Below are 24776 nucleotides of genomic sequence, written 5' to 3' on the forward strand. Positions count from 1 at the left end.
AATAAAAATCGCTGATCACTTTGAGCGAAAAATCCACGTATAAAATTGTTCACCAAAAATCAACCACCATGACACAGAAAATTTTGATTACAAAGTTTAATTACAATTTGTCTCATGCCGAATTGAGGGACCTTCTTCTTACCGTTGCAGGAGATTTTGCTGCAGTACCCGGCTGCTTATGGAAAATCTGGCTTATAGATGAAGGGAAAAATGAAGGCGGGGCAGTATATCTGTTCAATAACAACGACGCACTGGAAGCATTTAAAGCAAGTCCTTTGGTGCAATCGGTCATGTCACATCCAGCTTTAAGTAATTTCGATTTTCGAATTACGGACATTGTAGCGCAACCCAGTGTGGTTACAAGAGCACCACTGACGGCGGCAGTTACTATATAAGGCCTGAAGCAAGGGGGATCCAGTGTTTGGGAAGGCCACATACTAAAATACCCCATTTGTTATCCAATAAATAATTTTAAGTTTACGGGTGATAAATCGCGTCTTCCGGTATATAGTATGGACCAAGTTCACCATCGTATGCAAACAATATCAGACCACACATTGCTCAATATGCTCAGAAGTGAGGACAATGCTTCTTTTGAGGTATTGTATCAATACTATTTTCCAACTATTGCCGCATATATTATTAATAACTACGGGCAAAATAAGGATGCGGAAGATATTTTCCAGGAAGCAATGATTGTATTGCTTCAAAAAGTAAGGCAACCTAATTTCTTACTTACGGCTTCCCTGAAAACTTATCTTTTTGCTATTTCCAGGAACCTCTGGCTGAAACATCTCCGGGATAATAGGTTATTGCCCGTAGAGGATGTATCCCTGTATCCGTGCGCGACAGCGGACTTTCCAACGGAATTACACCAGGAGAAAACCGAAGATGAAAAAGTACAAACCTGGATATCCAGGATCACAGGGCATTGCCAGCGTATACTAAAAGCCATCTTTTTTTACCGGGAGCCTATGGAAGTTTTAATGAAAAGAATGGGCTGGAAAAACAGGCATACAGCAGCCAATCAGCAATATAAATGCATTCAACAGGTTAGGAAAATGAAGGCAAAAGAAGAAAGCATATAGTTTTTGGGTGATAAATCTTATGAACGGGTATTAATAGGAAATCACCTTTAAACAGTTTAATTATGTCTGTAAAAACAAAAATCATTCTTTGTATTGTCTCTTTAGTATTAACTGGTATTTGCCTTTATCATTTCTTTGGTTGATTAAAAAACAGTTAGAATGAAAACAGCTGTCAATATTCGGGGAATAAGGGAATATGAAGGAGATGGTAAAAGCTGCCCTGTTGTTCCCGTTCATCTGCCCTGGTATAAGAAAGTGGCCCTAACATTTTTCCGCTTCGGGGTATGTCCCATTTGTATTACTATGAGTATATCGTATAATATCGGCAGGTTTTTTAAGGGAATAAAAAAGTGAAATGTTGCCGGGTGGCCCATCTGCAAACAATTTTTGTTTATGAAGGTGCAATTGATTATTTTTTGTATAAATAGATGCATCCCATATGTCATCAGGCTTCCTCAAAATACCTGTCCCTGCCGCTTCCCGTGCAGCTGCAAATCAAACGGTTCCCCGTAGTGGAATTGCCTATCCGGCCGTTATAACGCCACCTGTATTACAACAACAGGGGATCATGCAGCTCAAAATTGACAAGTTATTGGACAACGGAAGTGATAAGCAGGCGATTGAACGTTATATGAAAGGCGCCGTGAATTCACGGGGCCAGACTTTTGAACAGGCGGTGGAAGAAGTGATGGTATTGTTCCCGGCGTTGAGTGATAAGTTGGCAATCTCCAAAACCTGGCTTTTACTAAAGGAATCCTTGTCTGGTGAAAAAATTGATGTCATAACAGACTGCATTATCCGGTTGTCTAAAGACGTGAATACGATCTTCATGGAACATACGCCCTATCCCAACCTGAGATCTCATGACCTCAGGCCGGACAAGCCTTTTACCATTCCGCAAAGCGAGAAAAGCCAGGAGCGCTCGGAGACACTGTATAAAGAGATTGATAAGGAAGCGAAACGCTTGTTTGAACTGGTGAAAAAGGAAGATAATGGGGCAAAAACGAAATTGGGAAACTTGCTGCGTTATGATAAAGAGCACGACACCTACAAAGGATATATGCTGGGTGTACTTATTATGGATGGGCAGGTGTTTGCTACCTGCTCCGGTGGTCAGTCGGCCGGTTTTGAGCTCATCGCCAAGTCACTGGGGATGCAGTACGTGAGCTCCGTAATGAATGTGGAGGAAGCAAGAGGAATTATCGTCAAAGAAATAGGGCCGCATAGTTTTGGAACCGGAGAGGAGAAAAACATTGTAAAAGAACATACGGGGAGCGAGGAAGTGAAAACCGGGCTTGCCGGTACCTGTGCTGCCCCGAAGCTGATCTGGTCTATCATTGATGGAGGCCATGTGAAATTGCATCCCACCACTATGCAGCATGCATCCATGACGGAAAGATGGGTGTCTCCACTCAATGCCGACAGTACGGTTCCTATAATTGATGCACATGGCAAGATTATAAAATATGGCAGTGGTGATATTGTACCTTCCTGTAAGGCTTGCCAGCATTTAATGCATGGACTGGAAGAACGTCTGCAGCGGCGGCTGGCCCACAGTAAAGAAATGAAATCACTCTGGGAAAAGGAAAATTCTGCAGAAAATATAGAAAGGAAAAGAGTGGAAAAAGAACAAAAACAGGCGCTGGACAGGGAATATGAAAGCCAAACCCTGACTGGAAACTCAGGTGAAGTACAGGCATTAAACCTCGCCTTAGAGAATTTATTAAATACCATTATAAAAGGGGACGATTCCATTTTGAAAGACGAACTCAGTTTCCTGAGAAGCAGCACTGACAGATTAGAAGAGTTACGTTTTGACCTGCGGGCTTTTGCAAAGATCCCACTGGGCGATAGCAGGGCAGCTGTATTGGATACCCTGGAACGGCTGAAAGAAGGACAACGCGTTATTGCTACCATGGTGGACGGTATCAATCAATTTTGGGCAACGCAGGAAAAGCCGGCGGCAGCATCATCCGGAAAAGGTGGCGCAACGGAGAAAAGGTCCGGAAAAAATAAGAGGTAGCCACACCAGCTTTTGTTTTAAAAAAAAGGGGCATCTCAAATACTTTTGAGATGCCCCGTATTACTGTTTTACCTTTCTTCTCTTAATTATCCCACCAGACCTTTGTACTCTGGATAGCTGTTTGTTGTGGTTGTGCATTCGTTAATATCTCGTTTTGCGGATATAACAACCGGCGGGGGATATCTATCAATGCTCCATCTACTTTCTGCAATTTTGGAAAACCCGTTCTTCTCCAGTCGTTATACGTTTCAAAGTTGAAGATATTAGCTACTGCTTTTTCCTCCATGATCAGCTGTAGCGCATTTCCGGCGGTTAGTTTGCGGCGGTTTACATAAGCAGTGGCCGCAGCGCTGGCAGTATCAATCCCGAGTTTGGACAGATGGGAATTGATCGCATTTACATATACCGGCTGCGCAGCGGCATAACCGCTGGTGATCAGCAGGGCTTCTGCCTGTATGAATAGTGCTTCAGAATAATTGAAGATGTAATTGGACGATGCTTTGGCGCCATAAAATGCAGCGGGGTAAGAGTACTTAGCCAGGTCTCCTGTGGGCGTACCGATTTTTCTGCCGGTAAACAGTCCTGTTGCCGTGGCGGGAGCAATCATCTTTGGCAGCCGCGGATCATTCCGGTTGCGTAAGGTATCGATCAGTGTGGCATTCATCACGTAGGTAGTTACCGGTGTAAAGGTGAGGTACCAGATGTTTTCCGATCCTGCCGCGCCGGAGTAGGTGAACTTAAGATCATCGTTGTTGGATGTCATGCCTTCTTTTAAAGCAGCTATTGCGCTTTCGGCCTGCACCTTGGCGGTGTATCCGGGTGCTTTGGTGAGATGTATATAATACCTCGCTTTCAGCGACCATGCGAGCTTGCGCCAGGCGTTCATATTGCCGTTGTAGAAGTAGTCGTCACCTGTTGGGCTCTTTGGACTGCTGTTTTTGTCGATGTTGGCTATGGCATCGGTGAGCAATGACTGGATGCTTTTGTAAATATCTTCCTGTTTATCGTAAGGTACTGTGAAAACGCCGCTGACAAACGCTTTAGAATAAGGAATATCTCCCCAGAAATCGGTGGCAGTGCCGAGGGTGTAAGCCGTAAGTATTTTGGCAATGGCCGCATAGTTCCAGTTGTTATTCGCTTCCGCCTTTTTATTCAGTGTGATCAGGTTGTTGAGTGAGGTGACGTAGAAGTTGGACCAGTCGCCATCCATATCAATATTAAACAGCTGGTAACTGCCCACATAAGGATTCAGCTGGTTGGCGGCTATGTTCTGCACATAGTTCTGTATAATGATTCCCGCATTGCCGCCATGGATATTGTCAGAAATGTTCAGTTCCGCCGGCGCCAGGATCAGTGATTCCTGCACATCTATCGGATTATTGGGATCGGTGTTTATATCCAGGAATTTTTTACATCCCTGTAAACAAAGACCGGTGAGCAGCAGTATATAAAGAGACTTTTTCATGTTGATAAATTTTAGTGGTGCCGGCATACTAAAAACTAAATTTCAATGAGAAGTTGATTGAGCGTGATGTTGGCGTGGAAAACGCATAAATACCCTGTGAGCTGTTGCCTGTGCCATAGGAACTTACTTCCGGATCAGCACCGGTAAAATGCGGGCTGTAGATCCAGAGATTCCTGCCGGCTACTGCCAGGGAAGCGGTTTTGAAAGGTGTTTTAGCCACAAAGGAAGCAGGCAGGAGGTAGGAAAGACTTACATTCCGCAACTTGATATAAGTACCATCCTGGATGGTGGATTCGTATTGCCTGGTCTGGTAGTAGGTTTGCGCATCTACTGCCACGGTGTTGGGCTTTCCGTCTACTTCGCTGATTCCTTTCACCACCATTTGGCCGCGGGTGGCAGTTACCTTTGCAGTGCCGTAGTAGAAACCGGCTGACTCAACATCATTTTGCACATCGCCGCCTTTTTTCATATCGAAGAAAAAGGAGAGGCTGAGCTGTTTATAACGGAAGGTATTATCCATGCCGGCCAGCCAATCCGGGTTAATATCGCCCACAATGCCTTGTTGCGGATCTACTACCGGTAGTCCACCGGCGTCGATGAGTAGTTCCCCGTTGTCGGCCCGTTTATAGCGGTTGCCAAAGAAGATGTTATAGGGTTCTCCTTTGATCAAACGTCCCAGCTGGTCAACGCCCGGCGCCAGGGAAAGTACCTCGTTTTTGATCTTCGAAAAATTCAGGGTAACATTCCAGCTGAAATCTTTTGTCTTTACAGGAGTAGCGCCCAACAGCAGCTCTATTCCTTTGTTGGATATTTCGGCAGAGTTAATAGTAGTGCTGTTGAAACCGGTTGAAGGGGGGATTTGTGACCCTGGAATGAGCCCGCTTTTGGAGCGACGGCTAAAATAAGATCCTTCAAAGGTGATCCTGTCTTTCAGGAAACGCATTTCAAGCCCCGCTTCATATTCATTGAGCCGTTCATTGATGAGCGTGGGGTTACCCAATGCAGTTGTCAGTAAAAAGCCTTGCTGTCCCTGGAACGGGAACTGGAAAAAACCGGCGTTTGTATTCCTGCCTGCCTGCACATAAGGGGTAGATAACGCATACGGACCTACGCCGTCGTTACCCACCGTAGCATAGCTCAGGCGTACCTTTCCGAAGTTAATGACATTGGAGGCTTTAGGTCCGAGGAATTCGGAAAAGATAAAGCTGGCAGCGGCCGATCCGTAAGGGTAGAAATTTTTATCGGGATTGAGCACGGAGCTGCCGTCGTACCTGCCGGTTAAAGACAGGTTCAGGAAGCGGTTGTACTCAATATTAGCCTGGGAGTAGAAGCCTACTTTTCTGAGCTGGGTGTAACTTTCAGTACCTGTGATAGTGGAGCCGGACGATAAGTTATTAAAGTCGTTAATATTGAGCCCGGTGCCGTTAATATTCATATACTGGCTGTAAGTAGTATAGATATTATTACCGACTAACAGATTTACGTTGAATTTGCCAAATGTTTTCGTGGCGCTGATGATCAGGTCATTATTGAATTGCCGGAAGTTGATGTTCTGGTTCCTGATTTGTCCTGTGAGGCCAATCTGCGGACTTGGATGTTCTATATACTTATCAGACTCCGTGTAGATGTCCGCGCCAAGTCTTTCTGTAATAGTAAGCCAGCTGGTAGGAGTGATGTTGGCGGTAAATACCGGGAGAAACCTGTTGACTTTAGAATCATTGCTGATGTTATCGAGCGTCCACAGCGGCATATTCCTGGAGTAGCGGTAGCCGCGCTGGCTACCGTCGGGCAGGAGCACAGGGTATGGATTCCACGATACCGGTTGTAGCAGCAGCACAAATAAAGGCCCGTTGCTGGCGCCTTCCGGCAGCCTTTCCTGGTCGGAGTTGTTGTATCCCATCTGGAAAGTAGTGCTCACATATTTGCCTATTTTGGAATTGTACTTTGCAAAGAAGGAGTGCCGCTTAAAATCATTTCCCGGCATTACACCTTTCTGGTTGAAATAGGAATAGCTGAGAAAATAGTTGGAATTATTGGTACTGCCGGAGGCAGAAATAGTATTGTTGGTAGTAATACCCGTGCGGAAAAAATCGTACGGGTCGTAGGTAGGTGCGGGCTGGCCGTTTACTTTGAGGGTATCCATGAGGGGACCCCAGGAAAGGCTTGTTTTTTTGTCGGCGTCCTCACCGTTATAAAAGATACCGGTGGTACCCTGTCCATATATATTTTGCCGTTCCGGCAGGAGTGGATGCTCAAAAGAAGCATCTGACGAAAAGTTGAATACCGGTTTCTTATCCACACCGCCATTTTTAGTGGTAATGAGTACTACACCCCGGGCGCCGGAAGACCCATACAACGCCGTAGCGGCAGCGCCTTTCAGGATGTTCACATTTTCAATGATAGCGGGATCAATATCTGCGATACGGTTTACGCCGGAGCCCGCGGCTCCGCCGCTGATATTGCCGGTTTCCGTGTTATCAACGGGCACGCCGTCGATTACAAACAGCGCCTGGTTTTCCCCGGTGGGAGAAGAGTTACCCCTGATCACAATGCGGGAGGAGGCGCCTGCATTACCGGAAGAACTGGTAATCTGTATGCCCGGCACCTTGCCGGCCAAAGTATTCACCAGGTTAGGTTCCTTGGTTTTTAATAGTTCTTCTCCGTTCAGCTGCTGGGAGCTGAAGGTAAGGTTGCGTTTTTCCCGTTTCACTCCCAATGCCGTTACTACCACGGCATTCAGCGCCGAGGTGTTGCTGGCTAAAGTAATAGCAAACGTTGTTTTGCTACCCACCGGTACTTCCGCACTAAGAAATCCAACACTGGAAATGACCAGCGAATTTTTTTCGTCCACGGTTAATTTAAATGTACCGTCGGCGCTGCAGGTGGTGACGGCCTTCCCGCCTTTCTCCCTGACGGTGGCGCCTATAACAGGCATGCCGGACGAATCGGCGACAGTGCCCGTAATCGCTTTCTTCTGCGCAGATGCAGACAAGGAGAAGAAAGCGAGAAAACATACCATATATAGCGGTACGAAGCATCCTGATACTGCTGATTTTGCTGATAGTGCCATTTGAATAAACGTTTGGTTGACAAGTTGAGGGCTGCATAGAATAGTTAGCGGAATAAAAGTAGGTGTAAGCCGTAAACATGGATTCAGAATAATTAACCGATTGTAAACGTATTTTATCCCAAAAGCCGGTAGAGTATTAATATGCGTCTATGTTAAATGTCATATCGACAATAATATGAATAAGAGAGGGTGTGTGGGTTTTTATAAGCGTTGTTTTGACACTAATTGGGGAGATGTGCCAGCCTTGGTATTTAAATATATGGTCAGTTTGCAGTTGGTTGTCTTGAATTAGAATAATATCTGCCGACCGGGAATTGGATGATTCAATATCAGATGATGCAATAATTACCCGATGTAAGGAATGGAGTTTATCCTCACTAGCCATTACTACTATTTTCAAATATGGACGACCAATAAGCATACCACCGCAGTGCAGGAAATTTTTTCTAATGGTGGGAGAGGATCCTTAATCCTAAGTTTCCCTTTTAAAATACTATAACCTTTTACTCCGCAGTTGTAGGATCAATAACAGTAGCCACCTCACTGACAGCATTGGCCGGAAATCCTCCCTGCTTCGCGTGCTCACGAACCATTTCTTCATTAGGGGCAATGTAAACGCAATAAATTTTATCAGCAGTCACATAACTATGGATCCATTGAATTTGCGGACCCATATTGCTTAATACGCCACAGGAAGCTTGTGAAATAGCTTTCAACTGTTCTCCTGAGAGTTTACCTGCACCAGGAATTTCGCGTTCGATAACATACTTAGGCATAATGGTAGATTTTAGTTTTATCCTATGAAGTTAAATCTTGCTTCTTGCCGGGGTTTTGACAGGTAGTGGAGTAGTACGAATGTATATCCTAAATATAAGCATTTATTCTAAGAAATCGTTCAGGTAAAACCGAAAAAAGGGCGCAGGTACAACACCTGCGCCCTTTTTATCAAAACAGCTCCTTTAACGTTTATACACACCCACTTCCGCCAGCGCAGAGAAATTTCCGTTCTTATAATCCGACCGCACAATCACCCTGAAATACCTGAAACTTACCGTTTCCGTCAGGTCTATGTATTGCTTATCCGCTGCGGATAACAAGGTAAACGCACCCAGCGGTTGCCAGGTGGTATTATCGTCGCTCACTTCAATTTCAATCAGTTTCAATGGTCCGTCCAGCGGGGTACGTTGTATGAAGGTAAAGCCGTAGGCCAGGTTGATGGTACCCATATCTACTGTAATGGTACGCGGATAAGTAAGACCTGCAACTTTCGACATGTGCCATACGGTAGATGCTTTGTTATCGATCGCATTGGCGGGCCCGCGGCCGGAGGGTTCGTCATAGTCAGATGCGGTGGCCGTCCACCCTGTTTTGGCATATTCCACCGGCGGACCCTTTACCGCAATCGCCTCGTAGGCCGTTTTAAACAAGTCGATGGCACTGGAATCCGGCAGGTATACCGTAGTGTATGCGAGATCGGTATTATCACTGAAAAGAAAGTTGGACAAGGTGGTGGTATTGGAATCTACCGGTACGCGGATGTGCTGCACCGTACCACCAGCATCTGTATACCTTATTTCTGTACCTGTTACGTGGGTATCTGCGCTTCCCCAGGTAATGGCCACTTTGCCGTCGGAGTAGAGCGCGCTTTTAACAGGTCGGGGTAACAACGAGCTGATATAACGCTCACCATACACCTGGCCGGTAGTACTTACTTTTATGGACTTGTTTCCCTCATCATCAAAAGTGTAGATATCGAAAGAGTAAGCGCCTTCGGCTATAGGGGAGAGGATCACGTTGATAGTGTCTACGTCATATTGTCTTTTCAACACCATATCCAGGGAATCACTTTTGTTATTCCAGTAAATTTTGGCTTTAGTGACCCTGGGATCGCTGACCAGCCACGATAGCCGGATCCGGTTATCACCCGGAAAAACCTTTACGGAATCCACTGAGCCGGCGTAAGGGATTTCTCCGTTTTTAATGAACTGTTTGTAGGTGTCGTCCATTTTGCTGCAGGCAGCAAACAACAGGAGCAGCGCTAATAAACAGGCGTTATATATTTTCATGACCAGTTATTTGTGTTAGATGATAACATTTTACTTCACATTGCCCCAGAAGGTAAGTTCCGCGATGTAGATATGATCCAGCGCGCCCCATACTTTGACGGTTTTAAAGCGCAGGTATCTTACAGGTGGTACATCGGGCGGAAAATCAAAATCCTCCCCGTCTACAGTGGCAAATTGTTTGTCTTCCGTGGTGATGGTGCCATCGGGCGTACCGGAGGGTTTTACGGATTCAAAACCGGATAGCAATACCCAGTTGTCCCAGCTGCCATCGCTGGATGGATTATTACTGCCCCAGATCTCATATATTTTGGGATCGCCGCCGGTATAAGACCCGTCGGCGGTGCTGCCGTCACGGTGATGCAGCTTGAAGCGGCTCAGCGTAGCAGTAACGCCCATGTCGATCGTAAACCACTGCGGCAGGCCGCTGCCTGGTTTGGTATGGAAGATGGAGGTACCGGCGTTGCCCAGCTTGTCATCCCAGAGGTAGGGGATTTTACTGCTGATATGCCCTGCATAGGTATCTGTCGGAAGATCTACTTCTTTGAATTTTGTTTTTTCCAGTTTTTGTTCAAATAAAGGCGATAGTTCAGCATACAGCGTGTCGGAGTGATTGTTCCATCGGTCACGCACAAAGGCGGCAAATTTTCTTTTGGTAGTATTAAAGCCCCTGGCGGCAAACGTGCCGGTCTTTCTTTTGGTATAAAATGTTTCCGCCGGTACCAGGTCGTTCGTGGAATCGGCCGCCAGTACGGTAATCACCACATCTGCTTCTGAATTATTTACGAAGTTGACCCTTACGCCGCCGAAGGTAGCAGCAAGCGTCAGTTGCTGGAATACTTGTTTTACCGGTGGCGTAAGTGGCTTTACGGAGATGGTGACCGGCTCCGATATATTTTCGCCACGACTCACAGCATAAAGTTTTACCGGGTATTCCAGCGTGTCGGGAAATCCGTCTATGGTTAGCATATGCTGGTAGTAAGATGCTTTTACTTCCCGCTCTATACCTGGCCGGATGGAGTACACGGCTTTTATATACAGGAGGTCTTTGTCTTTCGGGCGACTATAACTGATATTGGCGCCGCCGGCAATACTTTCGGCGCGTACGTTGGTAACCGGCCCCGGCGCCTGGTCTTTGTTAAGCGGCTGAACGCCTTCCTCTTTACAGCAGTATAAGCCAGCACAAAGCAGAACAGGTATGATATATTTTTTCATAGTTAATTTCTTTTTTTGTAAACAGATTACCAGCCGGGATTTTGATTGATCTTTTTATTACTCAGCAACTCTGATTCGGGTATCGGCCATAAATAATCCCTGGTGGTGAAAACCTGGTTATAGATCACTTTTTCACGATAATAAGCGGTGGCGTCTTCCTGCGCCAGATCCCACCCGGTAATGGGTTTGTTAAGTTCGTCCACAGCTTTTTTCCATCTCCGGAGATCCCAATAGCGTTGTCCTTCAAAGGCTAATTCAATCAGCCGTTCCCGTTGGATAATATCACGCATGCCCTCTTTTGTGGTGAACTTGGCAGGGTTACGCGCATAGTTGGTCCAGGCGCTTTCCACGGATGTTAAGCCAGCCCGCTCGCGGATAAGATTGATATACCGGTATACCTCTGCGCTGGGGCCATTGGCTTCATTTTCGGCTTCTGCATATAACAGGTACAGGTTCGCCAGTCGCAAAATAGGCCACGGATAGTTTTGAATAGTGTAGGTGGTACCGTCGCCGATTACGTTGTTGAAGTTCACCAGCTTTTTGGGCCAGTAACCGGTAACGGAGTACGACGACTGGTTCTGCGCACTGGCTGGTTGTCCTTTTTTGCTGGATACAAAAAAGAGATTGGCATTGTCGTTAAATAAACCCTGCCCGTACCAGATGCCGCCATCAAATCCCAGGTCGGCATAAAAGCGGGGTTCCCGGTCGAAATGGAGGGCTGCGGTCTGATATCCTTCCTGCAGGTCGTACCGGTATGCATGCGTGCCGGTACGCAGTTTAAAACGGCCGTTATAGTCCCATGTCTTATCTTCTGTGATCGGTACGCCATGATTGGTGTAAAATAGCTGCGCTATTTTCAGGGTAGGGGCGATGTTGCCCACCGTAGCGCTGTTGGCCGTTTTAGAAGGATCGAGTCCGCGCGGAGTGGCGCTGGCCTGTATGCTGCCGGCCAAACTATTGGTATGGCCCCATATAATTTCGGGATTCCATTTCTCACATACAGCATTACGGATACTGAGTTCTATCCGCGTGGTGTCGGAGATTTTATATTGAAAGAACTGCGGATTGAAGGTATATAGTTTGTATCCCTGCGATTCGCAAAGCGTGAGCGCAGCTTTGCAGGCAGCGGCGGCGCGTACCCATTTCTGCGGATCATTGGTTTGGGCAAACAGCAACCTGCCATCGGGACCTTTAAAACCGGCGTGGTCGGAGTTGCCGTTAAACAGCGGGCTGGCTGCCAGTACCAGCACCTGTGCTTTCACCGTTAATGCAATGGCTTTGGTAACACGGCCCAGCTCTGATACTTCATTCTCTATTTTGTCCGGCAGTTGTGCAGCAGCTTCGTCCAGCTGCTTGGCAATGTAGTTCACACAGGAATCTACCGGTTCTCTGGCTGGATATACTTCCTCCTCGCCGGCGCTTACCGGCACATTGTTTTTGATGAGTGGAACAGGGCCATACATCTGGAACAGCCAAAAATGATAATAGGCTTTCAGGAATTTTGCTTCCCCTGCCCAGCGTTCTTTTTCGGTGCTCTCCATATCGGGCACCTTACCAATGTTTTCCAGGAAAATATTGCATTGCCGGATTCCTTCAAACAAATCCTTACCTCCGGCAGTACCCTGCCAGTAATTCATATAGCAGTTCACTACATTCTGGTTGCCACGGGCAATCTGCCAGGCATTGGAGGTATTGGTAACGGGCAGCCAGTACTCATCTCCGGCGGCATTAGACGGATTGCCGTCAAAGTTGCCCAGCGCCGGCATATAGGAGTAGCAGGTAAAAAGAAATCTTTCGGCAGTAGAACGGAGCCGGAAGGCATAGTCGATGGTGGCCACGTTATCCGGTACTATGTCCAGGTATTTTTTACAGCTGCTGAAAAGCTGTGGTAACGTAACAATGAATATCAGGCAGATGATCTTTTTCATAACATGCAGTTAAAAGAATAAGAAAGCGGATGTTTAGAATGTGGCGAGTGCGCCAACGTTGAATACCCGTTGTACCGGGTAACCCAGACCGTTACCGGCCATTTCCACATCCCATAGTTTAAACTTGCTCCAGGTAAGCAGGTTGGTACCGTTGGTGTATACACGTAATGTTCTCATATGCGCCCATTGCCGCACGGTATAACCTATTTCCACCTGCTTCAGCCGGATGAAAGCGCCATTCCGCATAAACCACGTACTTTGCTGGGAGTTGTTATCGTTACCAATAGCGGTAGTGCTGAGCCGCGGCCATAAAGCATACAGATCGCGGTGCTCTTCTGACCAGTGACTGTCGGCGTATGCCTGCAGCAGCTGGTTCTGTGGTTTACCTGACAATGTTTCATTATCATAATAATAGGTCATGAAAGGGGCAGTGGCGCGTGCATTGATCCAAAACGATTCCCGGCCCAGTCCCTGGAAAAATGCAGAGAGGTCGAATCGTTTATAGCCTACAGAAAAACCGAATCCATAAGTGATTTCGGGCGTGGTGGGAAAGCCCAATGGCACCTGGTCGAGTTGGGTGATTTGCCCGTCGCCGTTTACATCATGGTATTTGATATCTCCGCCGCCATATTCCCCAAAATTCTGACGGGGCGATTTTGCGGCTTCCGCATCATCTACAAAAAGCCTTTCTGCGATGTATCCCCATTGCTGGGAAATGGGGTAGTTCACGTGCAGTTTCCAGGGCGCGCCATCGTACGAAGGTTCTTCATATGTGGTGAACTTGCTGGTGGCATAGGTGAAGTTGGCCCTTGCCTGGATCCAGAAGTGCTGGTTGAAAGAATGGTTGTAATCGGCTGAGAGATCGATTCCTTTTCCTTCGGCGGCGCCCACGTTGGCGCGGGGTTGGGCGGAAAGTCCCATAGTGGCTGGTGTGGCAGTTCTGGTCATGAGGATATTACTGCGTTGTTCCTGGTAGAAGTCGGCCATGATATCCAGTTTGCCAAACAGGCCCAGCTCCAGGCCCAGGTTGGCTTTTTTAGCAGTTTCCCAGCTGATGTTAGGATCTGCATATCTCGAGAGTGAAATACCTGGCCGGCTGTAGCCATTGTCGCGGCCAAATACTGCACTTTTGCCGGCGTCGTTCATGTTTACATTGGAGAGGTACATAAAGCGGTCGTTTGGATCACCGATCGCATCGTTACCGGACAACCCGTAAGTAGCGCGGAGCCGCAGGTTGGAAATCGCATTTTTATAAGGCTCAAAGAATTTCTCATTGGAAATGCTCCAGGCTACGCCCGCAGAAGGGAAAAATCCATAGCGGTGCGATTCATGAAAACGTTCCGACCCGTTATAGCCAAAGTTCAGCTCCACATAATACCTGTTCTGGTAAGAGTAGGTGCCGCGTCCTGCCAGGCCCACGTTGCGGAAGGGCAGCGACGCCTGCAGATCAGCGCCGTTGCCGGTAAGATTGTTACGTACCATAAACACAAACAAACCACTCAGGGTATGATCCTTGTGAAAAGTGCGGTTATAATTAAGTGCGGATTCCATATAAAAACTGGAGTTCACTGTTTTGGCGCCGGGTACATAATTCAGGTATTCTGTGCCCAGTTCTTCGTTCTGCAGTTCCAGTTTAAAGGTGTTTTGTAGTTTATCATAAGAACCTGCCTGGTACCAGAAGGGGCTGTAGGCACGGGTTACATCAAAATAAGTATTGCGTGTCACATTTACCATCGTCCGGAAATTCAAACCTTCTGTCAGCGCCGATAAGTTTTGTTTTACTTCAAACTGCGCCGCCATCATAGAGCGGGAATAATTTTTATATCCCTTTACCATGTCGGCGTATGGATTCAGCAGATAGGCGTTGGTGCCATCATCATAATTGCCGAACATAATATGCTGAACATACTGGTGGTCTGCATCGGCCGGATAATAGGCGGGGAAGTACACGGGATTGGTGCGCATTACTTTTTTGTACAGGTCTGCGCCTCCGTCGATAGGACCGGTGTAGTCGTCGAAGGAGCCGCTTAAACGAACCACCATCTCGGTAGATTTGGTGATGTTCACGTTTACATTGGATCGGAGCGAATAATTTTTCAGGTCGATGTTGCTGTTAAAATTATTCCGTTTATCTACGTTCAGTATGCCATTGTCTTTATTGAAAGAGCCGGCCACATAATATCTTGCTGCAGTGCCGCCACCGCTTACATTGAGGTTGGCGCGCTGGTTGGTGGTATAGCTTTTAAAAAGTGTGCCTCTCCAGTCGGTAGCCGGATACATGTAAGGATTTATGCCGGCAATGGTGTTATCAATTTTCTGATCTGTGTAAGGTAGCTGCCCAAGTGGATCGCGGGTGAGCACGGCTTCATTATTCAGCCGCATATAAGTGATGGGATCTGCGAGTGCCACATTGCGGGTGGGGGAGGCCAGGGAATTTTCGAGCCGGACGGTGATGGCGGCTTTCCCTTCTTTTCCTTCCTTGGTCGTTACCAGGATTACGCCATTGGCAGCGCGGCTGCCGTAGAGGGAGGTGGCGGTGGCATCTTTCATGATAGAGAAGCTGGCAATATCATCCGGTTGCAGCCGGGCGAGGTCTGTTACGGTGAGTTCTATACCATCTATCAATATCAGCGGATCTTTTTTATAGCCGAAGGTAGTTACGCCGCGGATGAAAAAATCCGCGTTATCCTGGCCAGGTTCACCGCTGCGCTGGTAGCCAATGACGCCCGCAATGCGGCCTGCCAGGGCGGTAGTCAGGTTGCTGGCCGGTACCTTTAGTTCCGCTGGGTTAATAGTGGTTACGGCGCCTACTACATCCGTTTTTTTCTGTTTACCAAAAGCCACTACTACTGTTTCTCCCAGCTGGCTGTAGGAAGGCCGCATGATGATGTTGATTACTTCCCTGCCGTTTACCGGGATCTCCTGTGAGGTGAAGCCTATCATGGAAAATATCAGGGACGCGTTGTCTGGCACTTTCAGGATATACCGTCCGTTGACGTCGGAGGCGGTGCCCACCCCTGGCTTGTTCTTTACAGCGATAGTTACGCCTATCATGGGAACGCCGCTGCTGTCTGTTACCAGTCCCCTTACTTCCTTGTCGGCCACCGGGAGAATGGCGTCAGCAGAGGCAGGCAGCCGGAATAAAAGCAGCAATATGGCTACTATACCAACGTAAAATTTGTCTCGCATAAATTGTTTTTAAAAGATGGATAAAATTCGTGTATACGTTTCCGTTACAGACACAGAAAGGCCATTTCCACCGGTATTTTATCCGGTGGATCAGTGGAATAGCAACTGCGGTAATCACCTTTGTTCAGGAGAATGTTGCCAGTACGCGGCTATGCGCCGGATGTTTTCATCAGGAGATAATAATTCATAACGGATTTTTTGTGGCGGTCAATTTTTCTTGTAATCGATTGCAAGCGTGGTTAAAAAAAACATACATCCTTTCCGGCGGTTGCTGCCGGAATGTTAATCTCAGTACTTTGTCTTGGTCATTATTCTTTTCCCCTTAACAAACATTGCTTCATACGTGGATCACAAATAGGGGAATGTTTATCATCTGGTTGTGGGCAGGTGCTGTTTTAAGCATATAGGAACTGTTGCAGCACCAAAACAAAGATTCCATAATATTGCGCTTAATGCAAGTTTTGCGGGTTGTAAAATACAACCTGTATAGTTGTGTTTTACAAACGGCCTGACTGACAATCCTGCTAACTTATTGTATATAAAGTATTTGAAAAAAGCACCGGATCAGCTATTATTTGATTGTTTGACGTACTTTTAGAAAGCAAAACTTTTTTTACTATGAATATTGGTCAGAAAATTGCCCGCCTCCGGGAAATCCGGGGCATTAAGCAGGCTGATCTGGCGCGTCGGTTAGGCGTTACACAACAGGCGTTATCTAAAATGGAGAATTGTGAGTCGATGGATGATGAACGGCTGGAGAGAGTGGCTTCCGCCCTGGAAGTATCGCCGGACGTAATCCGTAATTTCCGGGAAGACGTGATCATCAACAATGTGAATGACCAGAATAATACCGTGATCAATTACCAGTTTAATCCCATTGAAAAAATAGTGGCTTTATACGATCAACTCCTGGCCACAGAACGGAAGCGTATTGAATTGCTGGAAGCGATGTTGAAGCAGGAGCAGGAAAAAAATCGCTGAAGCGTAATAAATACCCTTTAACAACCACATGGTTACCTTTAACAACCATCACTACGATAAACACCCATGATAACAACACAGCCTTGTAACACTGTTACAAGGCTGCATTTATAAAGCTTTAGCCCCGCTTGCCGCCGCGGCTTATTAAGAAAATGATCAGGCCCACCACCACTGCTACGGCTAATATGCCGGTCCACACGCCTGCTTTGAATATTCCGCCTATAACTTCACAACTGCTGAGTAAAAGTACCAGGCATGACAGTAACAAATAAGTGAGGTTTTTCATATCGTTCAGTTTTAATGTTATATACTACCAGACATATCCTGTACCAAAAAATATTTGCAAGTGTCAGAATAATTAACAAGCTTTAGCAGATCAACCAGAATAGTATGAATACAGGGAAAGCCTTCAGATCGGGGCTGCACGTGGTGGCTTCCCATTCCTCACTTTGGGGACTCTTTCTACAGGGTGACCGCCACGCTTTCGCCGGCATATACGATGCACACATCGATGACCTCTTTCATTATGGCATGCATTTCTGCCAGGATAAGGAAAGGGTGAAAGACTGTTTGCAGGACCTGTTCCAGGATCTCTGGATCAGCAGGGAACACCTGACTGCCAATATCGGGAATATCCGGTATTACCTGATCAGCAGCCTGAGAAGACGGCTGCTCCGCGCATTGCGTAAAGACCGCCGCTACCAGCACCGCGAATCATGGGAAGCCTTTGAATTTGAATATACCCTGCCGCTCGAAAACCAGTTAATCCAGCACGAAACCATAGAAGAACAAAAGCGCCTCCTCCAGGAAGCCCTCAGCAACCTCTCACGGCGCCAGCGCGAAGCGATCTATCTCCGCTTTTTCCAGAACCTGAGCTATACTGAAGTCGCCGATATCATGTCCATGCAGGTAGATTCTGTATACAATACCATCTCCAAAGCCATCGGCATCCTCAAAAAGAACCTCCCGCTACCGCTCCTGTTGCTGCTTTTAGGCAAATAAAAAATATTTTTTAAAAAAGTGATGAGATTTTGAGCGTTACGGGCTCTTTAGGTAAAAGCATGTTCTCTTGGCAGCCAGTAACTATTTATCATACACGGCCCGGGAGTTTGCGATGGACGAGGACTTTCAGCAATGGGTACTACACCCGGAGCAAAGGAATGTATTCTGGGAATCATGGCTCAGGCAACACCCGGAAAAAGAATCGGTCATCAGCGACGCCAGGCAACTCGTGCAAAGCATCCGCTTCCGCGACTATTCCCTGTCCGCACCGGACAAGGAACAACTGTGGGATGCCGTGCTGAATGGACTGGAAGAGGAGGAAGAAGAAACAACCATCCCAATACATCCGTCTGTCTGGAGGAATGTGGGTAAATATGCAGCAGCCGTAATACTCGGTATCCTGCTCACTACAGCCTGGTGGTGGTGGAAGCCTGCAGTACAGCAACCGGCCATCCTCAGCACCTATACCCGGCTGGGAGAAACCAGGCACCTGATGTTGCCGGATAGCTCGGAAGTTACGCTGAACGCCGACTCCCGCCTGCTGTATGCTGTTGCCGGAAACGGGCAGCGCGAGGTATGGCTCGATGGAGAAGCCTTTTTTCATGTAAAACATACCGCCTCCAAACAGCAGTTTATTGTGCATACCTACGATAACCTCGACGTGGAAGTGCTGGGAACACAGTTTAATGTAAACAGCACCGGTAAAGAAATAGTAGTAGTGCTGCAGCAGGGAAGTATCCTGCTCAATATAGGCGAAACCAGTAAGGGAAAAGCCGCAGCGCTGTATCTGCAGCCGGGGGAAATGCTCCGGTACAACAAACAGGACGGCGACTATACCAAAAAAAGTGTAGATGCCATACACTACACCTCCTGGCACACCGGCCGGTTAATCATGGATGATTTTACGCTGGCAGATGCAGCCATCTTCATGGAACAGGTGTTTGGTAAAAAACTGATCGTTCGCGACACACAACTATTAAACTATAAAGTATCGGGCTCAATGCCTATCGTTTATAACGCCGATACTATGATGACACAGCTGGGTAAGGTTTTCCGTATGCAATTCAACCAAAGAGGCGACGAAGTCTGGATCCATAAACCGTAACATTCGCCGCTCAATTTTATAGATGTCTTATTCTTAATCGTTAAAACCTGTTCAAGATGAAAAAAGGTTTACGTGTTTTGCTGATGCAAGCATTGGCCCTGTATTTCCTGTCCCAAACGGTATCAGCTCAGGAATTGGCTGATGCCGGCAATCAGCCGGTTCCCCCCGCAACCGGTAACAGTGCGGAAGCACAACCAGATGAATCATCCCTGAAAACAGTTCTCCACCTCATCGAAGAACATTTCAGCGTATCCATCGCCTACAAAAGCAACCTGGTTAAAAACAAAAAGATACAATTGTCGGTAGCTGCCTGCCAGTCGGCAGAAGAAGCCCTGGGCAAAGCCTTGTCGCCTTTTAACCTTCACTTCGAAAAGGTGCGGGAACACTTTTACATGGTCACAGAAAAAGCCATTGTTCCTGCTCCTGCAGAACCCGCCGGCATACAGCAACAACACCCGGTAAAGGGCGTGGTAAGGGATGAAAAAGGAAATCCCGTGGCTGGTGTAACGGTTCGCATCGCGGGCACCAGCATCGGTACTGTTTCCAATGCCGATGGCTCTTATACCATTTCCGCCCCGGGAAGAAGCAGTGATGAACTGGATATCACTTTCATCGGGTACGAAGCACAACGTATACCCGTTAGCGGTAGATCACTCATCAATGTTACCATGAAAGAGGGTTCCAGCGCATTGAACGAAATAGTGGTCACCGGTTACACCACGCAGAAAAAGAAAGATCTGACAGGCTCCGTGGCGGTAGTGAACATCGATAACCTGAAAAAGCAACCTTCCGGCCAGGTAACAGAACAGTTGCAAGGACAGGCATCAGGCGTCACCGTTATAGGCTCCGGTCAGCCTGGCGAATCCCCGCAGATCCGTATCCGTGGTGTGAATACCTTCGGCGCCAATTCCCCGCTTTATGTGGTGGACGGCGTGCCTACCACCGATATCGCAGACCTCAACCCCAACGACGTAGCCAGCCTGCAGGTATTAAAAGATGCCGGCGCTGCTTCCATTTATGGTTCCCGTGCCTCTAACGGCGTGATCATCATCACCACCCGCCGCGGTTCCGGCAAGGTAAAGGTGGCATACGACGGCTACTATGGCCGGCAATATCCAAAGAAAGGTAACGTATGGAATACCCTCAACCCCCAGGAACAGGCCGACCTACGGTGGCTGGCCTACAAAAATTCCGGATTAGATCCCGGAACAGAACTCTATGGCAACGGTACAAAACCCGTTATCCCGGATTACATCCTGCCATCGGGCGCAATGGAAGGAGATCCTTCCGTTGACCCATCTCTCTATTATGTAAATCCAAACTATACTGACCTGGACGATTATAACAGCTTTTACCAGATTTCAAAGGCCAACAAAGCAGGTACCAACTGGTACCGTGAGATCTTCCGCCCGGCGCCCATCACCAGCCACAATGTAGCAGTGAGCGGCGGCGGCGATAAAGGGAACTATCTCTTCTCCCTTAATTATTTTAATCAGCAGGGAACTTTAATGAACACCTACCTGAGAAGATATACGGTACGCTCCAACACCCAGTATAATATCACACCCGGTATCAGGGTGGGAGAGAACCTCGCTTTTTCCATGTCAGAAAATCCTTCGGTAGATATCAATACGTCGGATGCCGCTATTGGTCATGCTATGCGCGAACAAAGCATTATACCGGTATATGATATCAAAGGCAACTTTGCCGGTTCCTCCGGCGATGCACTGGGAGACGCTTTTAACCCGGTAGCGACGCAGTATCGTACCCGGAATAATAAAGGCCTCAATACCCGTTTGTTCGGGAACGTATATGGAGAAGTCGACTTCCTCAGATACCTGACCTTCCGCACCAGCTTCGGCGGAGAAGTAGCCTCCGGCTGGTCGCACTCTTTCCTGTTCCCGCAATATGAGAACAAAGAAAATTCCACCAGCAATTCCTACACAGAAGGATCTGTGAACGCACATAGCTGGACCTGGACCAACACCCTTACCTATCACCAGACGTTTAATAAACACGACCTGAAAATAATTGCCGGCACGGAATCTTTTGATAGCCGCAACCGCGCAGTAGGCGGTACTACGAAAGATTATTTTACTTTCGATGATTACTTCCCCGACCTGAGCACCGGCACCGGCACACAAACCAACTACAGCAACCGGGCATCAGAAGGACTGTTTTCTATCCTGGGCCGCGTGGATTATTCATTTAACGACCGGTATCTTTTAAGCGCTACTATACGCCGCGATGGTTCCTCCAAATTTGTAAACGACCATTACGGCACCTTCCCCGCTATTACCGCAGGATGGCGTATTTCCCAGGAAGAATTTATGAAGAAGATCAGCTGGATCACCGACCTGAAGATCCGCGGCGGATGGGGAATCATGGGGAACCAGCTCAACCTCAGCGTTAACAATGGCTACTTCCTCTACGGTGGTAATCGCAACTCTTCCTATTACGACCTGGCTGGTGTTAACAATGGCCTCAATGCCGGCTTTGCAGGCACACAAATCGGTAACCCCGACGCCAAATGGGAAAGCGATGTGAATGCGAACATCGGTATCGATGCCAGTCTCTTTAACGGACAATTAGATTTCTCTGCCGACTACTACCGCAAAGATATCAAAGACCTGCTCTACAATCCTGAATTGCCCGGACTTGCCGGCACAGGCGCCCAGCCGTTTGTAAATATTGCCCGCATGAAAAATGAAGGATTCGACTTCTCCATCGGCTGGCATAAAAATATCAACAAAGATCTGCAGCTGAACATCAGCGGTACACTCACTACCTATAAAAATAAAATTGTGAAAATTGCCGACGGCGTAGACTATTTCGATAGCGACGGTCGCCGCTTCGATGGCAGCAACATCATCCGCAATGCAGTAGGCCAACCGGTTTCTTCTTTCTTTGGATATAAAGTGATCGGTTTCTGGAATGAAGAATCTGAAATTGCCGCAGCAGATGAACAGGCAAAGAAAATAACCAATAGCACAGACGCCATTTACCAGGAAGGCGAAGGGCTCGGACGCTTCCGCTACCAGGATGTGAACGGCGATGGTATCATCACACCAGACGACCGTACCTTCCTCGGTAACCCTAACCCCGACTTCTCCTACGGCATCAACCTGGGCGTAACTTACAAAGGGTTTGATTTCAGCATCTTCCTCTTTGGTACACACGGCAACCAGATCTGGAATAATGTACGCTGGTGGCGCGATTTCTATCCATCCTTTGAAAGCGCCAAAAGCAAAACAGCCTTGTATGATTCCTGGAGACCCGATCACCACAACGCAACAGCGCCTATCCAGGAAGTGGACGGATCTACCAGCACACAAGGCGTACCCAATTCCTATATGGTGGAAAACGGCGCTTATCTCCGGGCCAAAAATATGCAGCTCGGATATACCCTGCCCACTAAACTGCTGTCGGGTATACACGTAGAAAAGCTGCGTGTTTATATACAGGCTGCCAACGTATTCACCATTACAAAATACTCCGGACTGGATCCTGAAATCGGCGGTTCCGATATCACCGACTTTGGGGTAGACGAAGGCGCATACCCCAACCAGCGGCAGTTCCTCATTGGCATCAACCTGGGTTTCTAACAATTGCTCATTTAAAAAAGTAGGATCATGAAATCATTATATCATATACTATTGAGTGCGGCCATTGCAACTCCCTTCATCTCCGGTTGCAGCAAGAGTTTTCTCGAACGCACCCCGCAATCTTCCCTCGAAGAATCTTCCCTCACCAATAAAAAGGGTGTAAATACGCTGCTCATTGGCGCCTATGGTGCATTGGACGGGCAGGATTTTAAAGATGGCGATATGGTGAATATCTCCGGTGGCAGCGGTTTTGCCGTATCTCCCGATAACTGGATCTATGGCAGCGTATGCGGTGGGGATGCCCATAAAGGCAGCGATCCCGGTGATGCTGCCGCTATTTTGCAAATCGGCACTTTCGTGGGGAATGCTACCAACGGCTTCTTCAATGATAAATGGCGCGTAAATTATGAAGGCGTGCGCCGCTGTAACTTTGTATTGCACATCCTGCCAAATGTTACAGATATGACGGAAGATGAAAAGAAAGAACTGGCAGCGGAAGCCCGGTTCCTCCGCGGCCATTTCTATTCCGACCTGAAAAAGATGTTTGATAATGTTCCCTGGGTAGATGAAAATTCCAACAGCTATAACAAGCTCGATGTAGATGAATATAAAATACCGAACGACAAAGACGTTTGGCCGATGATTGAAGCGGATTTTAAATATGCAGCTGAAAATCTTAATGAAATACAGGATGTAATAGGTCGCGCTAACAGCTGGGCCGCCAAAGCCTACCTGGCTAAAACATTGCTCTATGAAAAGAAATATGCGGAAGCCATGCCCATTTTTGAAGATGTGATTGCGCACGGCGTTACCGCCAAAGGAACTCCTTACGCCCTCACTACAAAGTTCCATGATAATTTTGATGCTTTTACAGAGAATAACAGTGAAGCAGTGTTCTCCATTCAATACAGCGCCAACGATGGTTCCGGCGGCACCGGCAACGCTAACCAGGGCGAAATGCTGAACTATCCTTACAACGGACCTTTCAGCTGCTGTGGTTTCTACCAGCCTTCACAAGACCTGGTGAACTCCTATCGCACCGACGCCAATGGGCTGCCCTACATCGACGACTTTAACAGCCATCCTGTGAAGAACGACATGGGACTAGCCAGCAGCGCCGCTTTTACACCGGATGCAGGTAACCTGGACCCTCGTCTCGACTGGACCGTTGGCCGCCGCGGTATTCCTTTTCTCGACTGGGGCAATCATCCTGGTATGAATTGGGTGCGCGACCAGCAATCCGCAGGTCCTTATGCCGCCATCAAAAACGTGTACATGCAGGCTACCCAGGATAAATTTTATGATGGTAATGGCTGGGCGCCCGGCAACGCCATCAACTATGTGCTGATCCGCTTCGCTGATGTGCTGCTCATGGCCGCCGAATGCCAGGCACAGGCCGGAAGCCTGGCTACCGCACAGGATCATGTCAATACTGTTCGCATGCGCGCTGCAAATCCTGTTGGCTGGGTAAAAACATACCTGAATCCATCACACCCGATGGACGGATATACCAACACGCCCGCTGCGAAATACAACATCAAAGCTTATCCTGCCGGCGCCTTTACCGCCAACGGCAAAGCATGGGCCATCAAAGCCATCCAGTTTGAACGCAAGCTGGAACTGGCAATGGAAGGGCACCGCTACTTTGACCTGGTGCGCTGGGGCATCGCACAAACAGAACTGAACCGCTATTTCAGTTACGAAAAAAATATCACCACCGACATCGTGAACGGCAGCTTCACCAGCAAAAACGTGCGGTTCCCTATTCCACAACGCCAGATCGATCTCAGTGTTAAAAACGGTACGGCTACATTGAAGCAGAACGCGGGGTATTAAGCGGAGTTTGTCTTTCTCGCTGATTACGCTGATTATACTGATTAATTTGATTTTGTTTTTTTGGATTTTATAAAGGATTAAGAAGCTGTCTCATAAATAAATGAGGCAGCTTTTTCATTTTAGGCTTTAAGGATGGTTTTATCCACAATTTGCAGTTGAAAAAAAGGGAAGTTGTAAGTGTTTACGCACCAGAAGTTATTGTGTAA

At 47.5% G+C, this 24776-nt stretch carries 16 protein-coding genes; 8 read left to right on the plus strand and 8 right to left on the minus strand.

Features of this window, described 5'->3' with window-relative positions:
- Positions 1–68 precede the first annotated feature (68 nt).
- From ACLHR0_RS22725 to ACLHR0_RS22735, 3 genes are all read left to right on the plus strand, one after another.
- A complete protein-coding gene (locus ACLHR0_RS22725) occupies positions 69–395 on the plus strand; it encodes a YdhR family protein (RefSeq protein WP_436489751.1) in 327 nt (108 codons plus the stop codon).
- Between the two features lie 138 nt (positions 396–533).
- Positions 534–1088, plus strand: a complete 555-nt coding sequence (locus ACLHR0_RS22730; protein WP_436489753.1) for an RNA polymerase sigma factor — start codon at positions 534–536, stop codon at positions 1086–1088.
- Positions 1089–1527: 439 nt separating this feature from the next.
- A complete protein-coding gene (locus ACLHR0_RS22735; RefSeq protein ID WP_436489754.1) occupies positions 1528–3111 on the plus strand; it encodes a hypothetical protein in 1584 nt (527 codons plus the stop codon).
- Positions 3112–3193: 82 nt separating this feature from the next.
- On the opposite strand, the gene ACLHR0_RS22740 is transcribed toward ACLHR0_RS22735, so the two are convergent.
- The 7 genes from ACLHR0_RS22740 to ACLHR0_RS22770 form a co-directional block, all read right to left on the minus strand.
- A complete protein-coding gene (locus tag ACLHR0_RS22740) occupies positions 3194–4576 on the minus strand; it encodes a SusD/RagB family nutrient-binding outer membrane lipoprotein (protein ID WP_436489756.1) in 1383 nt (460 codons plus the stop codon).
- Positions 4577–4604: 28 nt separating this feature from the next.
- Positions 4605–7646 carry a SusC/RagA family TonB-linked outer membrane protein gene (locus tag ACLHR0_RS22745; protein WP_436489758.1) on the minus strand — a complete coding sequence of 1014 codons (3042 nt, stop codon included), beginning with the start codon at positions 7644–7646 and terminating at the stop codon, positions 4605–4607.
- Between the two features lie 503 nt (positions 7647–8149).
- A complete protein-coding gene (locus ACLHR0_RS22750; protein ID WP_370913016.1) occupies positions 8150–8422 on the minus strand; it encodes a DUF4242 domain-containing protein in 273 nt (90 codons plus the stop codon).
- Positions 8423–8605: 183 nt separating this feature from the next.
- On the minus strand, positions 8606–9712 hold the full coding sequence (locus ACLHR0_RS22755; RefSeq protein ID WP_436489760.1) for a DUF4998 domain-containing protein: 1107 nt from the start codon (positions 9710–9712) through the stop codon (positions 8606–8608).
- Positions 9713–9742: 30 nt separating this feature from the next.
- Complete coding sequence (locus ACLHR0_RS22760) at positions 9743–10924, minus strand: DUF5000 domain-containing lipoprotein (protein WP_436489762.1); 1182 nt, start codon at positions 10922–10924, stop codon at positions 9743–9745.
- 26 nt (positions 10925–10950) lie between these two features.
- Entirely contained in the window at positions 10951–12852 is a 1902-nt protein-coding gene (locus ACLHR0_RS22765; protein WP_436489764.1) for a RagB/SusD family nutrient uptake outer membrane protein, read from the minus strand.
- Positions 12853–12885: 33 nt separating this feature from the next.
- Positions 12886–16041 (minus strand): SusC/RagA family TonB-linked outer membrane protein, encoded by a 3156-nt coding sequence (locus ACLHR0_RS22770; RefSeq protein ID WP_436489766.1) that lies wholly within the window; start codon positions 16039–16041, stop codon positions 12886–12888.
- Between the two features lie 618 nt (positions 16042–16659).
- Between ACLHR0_RS22770 and ACLHR0_RS22775 the strand changes: the two genes are divergently transcribed.
- On the plus strand, positions 16660–17022 hold the full coding sequence (locus ACLHR0_RS22775; RefSeq protein ID WP_436489767.1) for a helix-turn-helix domain-containing protein: 363 nt from the start codon (positions 16660–16662) through the stop codon (positions 17020–17022).
- Between the two features lie 118 nt (positions 17023–17140).
- Here the strand turns inward: ACLHR0_RS22775 and ACLHR0_RS22780 are convergent, their stop codons facing one another.
- The gene (locus ACLHR0_RS22780) at positions 17141–17308 is read right to left on the minus strand and encodes a phosphatidate cytidylyltransferase (protein WP_079467765.1); all 168 of its coding nucleotides are present in this window, start codon (positions 17306–17308) and stop codon (positions 17141–17143) included.
- Between the two features lie 104 nt (positions 17309–17412).
- On the opposite strand from ACLHR0_RS22780, the gene ACLHR0_RS22785 reads away from it, so the two are divergent.
- From ACLHR0_RS22785 to ACLHR0_RS22800, 4 genes are all read left to right on the plus strand, one after another.
- Positions 17413–18024 (plus strand): RNA polymerase sigma factor, encoded by a 612-nt coding sequence (locus ACLHR0_RS22785; RefSeq protein WP_436489769.1) that lies wholly within the window; start codon positions 17413–17415, stop codon positions 18022–18024.
- Between the two features lie 67 nt (positions 18025–18091).
- Positions 18092–19129 (plus strand): FecR domain-containing protein, encoded by a 1038-nt coding sequence (locus ACLHR0_RS22790; RefSeq protein WP_436489771.1) that lies wholly within the window; start codon positions 18092–18094, stop codon positions 19127–19129.
- 56 nt (positions 19130–19185) lie between these two features.
- Entirely contained in the window at positions 19186–22734 is a 3549-nt protein-coding gene (locus ACLHR0_RS22795) for a SusC/RagA family TonB-linked outer membrane protein (protein ID WP_436489773.1), read from the plus strand.
- A 27-nt stretch (positions 22735–22761) separates the two neighbouring features.
- Positions 22762–24570 (plus strand): RagB/SusD family nutrient uptake outer membrane protein, encoded by a 1809-nt coding sequence (locus ACLHR0_RS22800; protein WP_429065076.1) that lies wholly within the window; start codon positions 22762–22764, stop codon positions 24568–24570.
- Positions 24571–24776 lie beyond the last annotated feature (206 nt).

This window comes from Chitinophaga sp. ARDCPP14 (genome assembly GCF_051362515.1).
GTDB lineage: Bacteria > Bacteroidota > Bacteroidia > Chitinophagales > Chitinophagaceae > Chitinophaga.